The following is a 4,970-nucleotide window of genomic DNA, read 5'->3' as shown; positions in this document are numbered from 1 at the left end:
GGAGACCACCTTGTCGATGGAGGGCTGCAGGGCGGTGAGGCCACCGGCGACGGCGGTCTGCGCGGCGGCGAGCGACTGGGGGGCGCCGGCGGGGAGCGTCTTGGCGGCCTCTCCCAGGGGGAGGACCGAGCTGACCGGGCCCAGGGCCGAGGTCACGTCGGGAAGACCGGCGGCGGCGTTCGCGGCGCCGGCGCCCGCGGCGGCGAAGGCGGCACCGAGAGCGGCGACACCGAGGGTCTTGGCAGCAGACTGCTTCATCTTGAATGCGTCCTTGCGAATTCGATGACGGGGATCTGCGCGGTTCAACGAGCGTAAACACCCCGGATCACGGGCAGCGGGCAGCGAAAAGCGGCCGGGTGACGCATCACCCGGCCGCCGATGTGCCGCGCGAGGACGCGACAGGGCCCGCTAGCCGCTGACAGACGCGCTGGTCGAGACGGTCTGGCGGAACAGCCATTCGGACTTCAGCTCGGCATAACCGGGCTTGATCACGTCACTGATCATGGCGAGTCGTTCATCGAAAGGAATGAACGCTGATTTCATCGCATTGACTGTGAACCACTGCATGTCGTCGAGCGTGTAGCCGAAAGTGCCGACCAGGTGCTCGAATTCGCGGCTCATGCTGGTGCCCGACATCAGACGGTTGTCGGTGTTCACCGTGGCGCGGAAATGCAGCTTGCGCAGCAGGCCGATGGGGTGCTCGGCGTAGGAGGTGGCGGCGCCCGTCTGGAGGTTGGAGCTGGGGCACATCTCCAGCGGGATGCGCTTGTCCCGTACATAGGAGGCGAGGCGGCCGAGCTTGACGGTGCCGTCCTCGGCGATCTCGATGTCGTCGATGATGCGTACGCCGTGGCCGAGGCGGTCGGCGCCGCACCACTGCAGGGCCTGCCAGATCGACGGCAGGCCGAAGGCCTCGCCCGCGTGGATCGTGAAGTGGTTGTTCTCGCGCTTGAGGAACTCGAAGGCGTCGAGGTGGCGGGTGGGAGGGAAGCCCGCCTCGGCGCCCGCGATGTCGAAGCCGACGACGCCCAGGTCGCGGTAGCGGTTGGCCAGCTCGGCGATCTCCAGGGCGCGGGCCGCGTGCCGCATGGCGGTGAGCAGCGCGCCGACGCGGATGCGGTGGCCATTGGCCTTCGCGCGGCGCTCGCCCTCGCGGAAGCCTTCGTTGACCGCCTCGACGACCTCTTCGAGGGTGAGGCCGCTCTCCAGGTGCTGCTCAGGGGCGTAGCGGATCTCGGCGTAGACCACGCCGTCCTCGGCGAGGTCCTCGGCGCACTCGGCGGCCACGCGCTTGAGGGCTTCCTTCGTCTGCATCACCGCGCAGGTGTGGGCGAAGGTCTCCAGATAGCGCTCGAGGGAGCCGGAGTCGGCCGCCTCGCGGAACCAGATCCCGAGCTTGTCGGGGTCGGTCTCGGGCAGTCCCTCGTAACCGCACTCGCGGGCGAGGTCGACGATCGTGCCGGGGCGCAGGCCGCCGTCGAGGTGGTCGTGGAGGAGCACCTTGGGGGCGCGGCGGATCTGGTCGGCGCTGGGCGTCTCACGGTCCGTGTGACCGGTCGCGTGTGTCTGGCTCGTCATTTCGGCACTCTAGCGCCTACGCGCGTAGAACTCACTGGTCGATACGGAACAGTGACCCGGCGGACGGGTGGCGTACACCATGGCTTCTGACACTGTTCTGTCATGGCACAGCGAGGGACGGCGGGGCCCGCGGGTCCACCCAGGCTCGGGCGAGCGATCAAAGCGGGCCCTTCGGCGGTGAGCGGCGTGGCCCTCCTGCTGCCCGGCGGCGCCGAGACGTCCACGCGCAGACCCTCGCCGCTGGCGGCCGGGGCGGTGCGCGCGCTGGGGCGCAGACTGGCCCAGGACGGGCGCGCCTCGGGGCTCGCCACGCATGTCGTGCACTACCGCTGCCGGGGCTGGAACGGCGCGCAGGCCCACCTCGCCGAGGACACGGCATGGGCGGCGGACGAGGTCGTACGCCGCTACGGAGACGTACCCGTCTGTCTGGTCGGAGTGGACATGGGCGGCCGGGCGGCGCTGCGCGCGGGCGGGCACCCGGCGGTCAACTCCGTGCTCGCCATCGCCCCTTGGCTCCCCGAGGACGATGTGGCGGCGCCGCCCGAGCCGGTGAAGCAGCTCGCGGGGCGGCGGGTCCTGATCGTGCACGGCACGAACGACGAGCGGACCGATCCCGAGCTGTCGTTCCGGCTGGCGGAGCGGGCGAAGAAGACGAACCGGGATGTGTGCCGGTTCGAGGTGCACTCCGATGGGCATCGGCTCCAGCAGCACCAGGACGAAGTGCTCGCGCTGGCCTCGGACTTCGTGCGGGGGGTGCTCTTCGGTACGGATTTCGCGCGGCCGTTGGAGGATGCGTTGGCTGCTCCGCCGCCCTTGGGGTTGCGGATGCCGCTTGCCTCCGGGTTCGGGCGGTCGCTTCGGCGGTAGCCCCGTGTTTGTGGCGCGGTTGATCACCGGCTTCGCCGAGTTCGTCCTCAATCGCCGGACGGGCTTGAATTCCCGCCGGGATCAGGCTGGTGCACGCCAGCCTGCTGAAGCAGTTTTCCCTTTCTGCTCAGTAGGAACTCCTTGAACGCTGCCACCGGGGGTGTGTCCGGGTGGCCGTCCAGCCAGGCCACGCCGATCTCCCGTACCGCACGCTGGCCCGTCACGGTCAGTTCCACCACTCCGGGGCGCGGTACGGCCGGCGGGGGCAGGAGGGCCACCCCCAGGCCCGCCGCCACCAGGCCGCGCAGGGTCTCCGCCTCTTCGCCCTCGAAGGCCACGCGGGGCTTGAAGCCCGCCTCCTTGCAGAGGTCGTCGGTGATGCGGCGCAGGCCGTAGCCGGGCTCCAGGGTCACGAAGGCCTCGTCGGCGGCCTCGGCGAGGCGGACGCGTTTGCGGGTGGCGAGGCGGTGGTCGTCGGGGACGACCAGGCGCAGGCGCTGTTCGTCGAGGCGGCGGGCGACCAGGTCGGGGGCGTCCGGCACGGGTGAGGTGAGGCAGAGGTCCAGCTCGCCCGCGCGAAGCCGCTCCAGCATCGCCTCGCCGTAGTTCTGTACGAGGCTGAAGCGCACCCGGGGGTGGTCGGCGCGGAAGGCGCGGATCAGGCCGGGCACGGTCTCGGAGCCCATGGTGTGCAGGAAACCGAAGGCGACCTTGCCGGAGGCCGGGTCGGCGTCGGCGCGCACCGACTCGGCGGCGCGCTCCACCTCGCCGAGTGCCCGTTCGACCGAGGCGAGGAAGGTGCGGCCGGCTGGGGTGAGCGAGACGGTGCGGCCCCGGCGCGCGAACAGGTCGACGCCGAGGTCCTGTTCGAGGCGTACGAGGGCGCGGGAGAGCGTCGACTGGGGGATCTGCATCTCCTGCGCGGCGCGCGTGACGTGCTCGGTGCGGGCGACTCCCGCGAAGTACGCGAGGCGTGGCGCGAGCAGCGTCACGATGTCCTCCACGTCACTGTTGTGTGACAGGCGCGGCTGTAACCTCTGCTGATGCTGCATGGGAACGATTATGGGGTTTCCATGCATTGGACGCATCAAAAATGGGGTCGTACGTTCGTGGCATGCCTCCTGCCAGTAGCGGGGCGTCCGCCACCCACGCGGCCGCCCTCACTCCGTCGTCCCCCGCCGCCGATTCCCGTCTGACCCCGGGCGGTCCCGGCTACCGCCGGATGAGCTTCGCGCTCTTCCTCGCGGGCGTCGCCACCTTCGCCCTCCTCTACTCCACGCAGGCCCTGCTGCCCCTGCTCTCCGCCGACTTCGGGGCGAGCGCGAGCACGGCGAGTTGGACGGTCTCGGCGGCCACGGGCTCACTGGCTCTCTTCGTCCTTCCGCTGAGCGCGCTCAGTGAGCGCTTCGGGCGGCGCGCGATGATGACGGCGTCCCTGAGCGTCGCGGTGGCGGTCGGACTCCTCGTCCCCTTCGCCCCGTCGGTCGAGGTGCTCATCGCGCTGCGGGCCGTGCAGGGCGCGGCCCTCGCCGGGCTCCCGGCCTCGGCGATGGCGTTCCTCGCCGAAGAGGTGCGGCCCAAGGCGCTGGTCGGGGCGATCGGCATGTTCGTGGCGGGCAACTCCATCGGTGGCATGAGCGGGCGCATCGTCACGGGCTGGGTCGCGCAGGCCTGGGGCTGGCGTGCGGCGCTGGCGGTCGTCGGCGTCGTGGCGGTGCTGTGCGCGGTCGCCTTCCGCGCGCTGCTGCCCGCACCCCGGCACTTCACGCGGGGCTCGCTGAACCCCAAGTCCCTCGCGCGGACGGTGCGTACGCATCTGTCGAACCCGCTGCTGTGCAGGCTGTACGCGATCGGCGCGCTGTTCATGACCGTCTTCGGCGCCGTCTACACGGTGATCGGATACCGGCTCACCGAGGCGCCGTTCTCGCTCCCCCAGGGCGTCATCGGCTCGATCTTCCTCGTCTACCTCGTCGGTACGGTCTCCTCCGCGGCGGCCGGCAAGCTCGTGGCGCGGCTGGGGCGGCGCGGGGCGCTGTATCTGGCGGTGGGCACGACGGCGGGCGGGCTGCTGCTGTCCCTCTCGGCCTCGCTGGTCCTGGTGCTGCTGGGGCTCGTGCTGATCACCGCGGGGTTCTTCGCGGGGCACGCGGTCGCGTCCTCGTCGGTGAGCCGTACGGCCACCACGGGGCGGGCGCAGGCGTCGGCGCTCTACCAGTCCGCCTACTACCTGGGCTCCAGCGCGGGCGGCACGCTCGGTGCCGTCGCCTTCCACGCGGGCGGCTGGGGCGGGACCGTGGCGCTCGGGCTGCTCGCGGTCTTCGGCGTCGTGTCGGTGACGGTGTGGGGTTCGCACGCGGCGCGGCTGGAGCGGCGGCGGGGGCTCGTGGCCCGCTCCTGCTGATTTCACCTGCGGGTTTTCCCACTCCGGGGGCCGTTGTCAGTGGGCTGCGGTAGCTTCCGATGTGTCGGGCCTCACGGGTGGGCCCTTCTCGGAAGCCGCAGGGGTGGGTGGGGATGAGCGACAT

General features: G+C 71.2%; 5 protein-coding genes. 2 read left to right on the top strand and 3 right to left on the bottom strand.

Features of this window, described 5'->3' with window-relative positions; all coding sequences use genetic code 11:
• Together GKQ77_RS27480 and GKQ77_RS27475 are read right to left on the bottom strand one after the other, a co-directional pair.
• A partial coding sequence (locus tag GKQ77_RS27480; protein ID WP_219691627.1) for an ATP-binding protein occupies positions 1 to 258 on the bottom strand: 258 nt, incomplete at its 3' end.
• Between the two features lie 150 nt (positions 259 to 408).
• Positions 409 to 1,578 (bottom strand): adenosine deaminase, encoded by a 1,170-nt coding sequence (locus GKQ77_RS27475; RefSeq protein WP_219691626.1) that lies wholly within the window; start codon positions 1,576 to 1,578, stop codon positions 409 to 411.
• A 102-nt stretch (positions 1,579 to 1,680) separates the two neighbouring features.
• On the opposite strand from GKQ77_RS27475, the gene GKQ77_RS27470 reads away from it, so the two are divergent.
• On the top strand, positions 1,681 to 2,445 hold the full coding sequence (locus tag GKQ77_RS27470; RefSeq protein ID WP_219691625.1) for an alpha/beta hydrolase: 765 nt from the start codon (positions 1,681 to 1,683) through the stop codon (positions 2,443 to 2,445).
• Between the two features lie 47 nt (positions 2,446 to 2,492).
• Here the strand turns inward: GKQ77_RS27470 and GKQ77_RS27465 are convergent, their stop codons facing one another.
• Complete coding sequence (locus GKQ77_RS27465) at positions 2,493 to 3,497, bottom strand: LysR family transcriptional regulator (protein WP_219691624.1); 1,005 nt, start codon at positions 3,495 to 3,497, stop codon at positions 2,493 to 2,495.
• A 62-nt stretch (positions 3,498 to 3,559) separates the two neighbouring features.
• Here GKQ77_RS27465 and GKQ77_RS27460 point away from each other — a divergent pair, with 62 nt between their 5' ends.
• Entirely contained in the window at positions 3,560 to 4,846 is a 1,287-nt protein-coding gene (locus GKQ77_RS27460; RefSeq protein WP_219691623.1) for an MFS transporter, read from the top strand.
• Positions 4,847 to 4,970: the final 124 nt, after the last annotated feature.

Origin of the sequence: Streptomyces anatolicus (genome assembly GCF_019400875.1) — a bacterium.
GTDB lineage: Bacteria > Actinomycetota > Actinomycetes > Streptomycetales > Streptomycetaceae > Streptomyces > Streptomyces anatolicus.
This window is presented reverse-complemented; position numbering and strand designations above follow the sequence as displayed.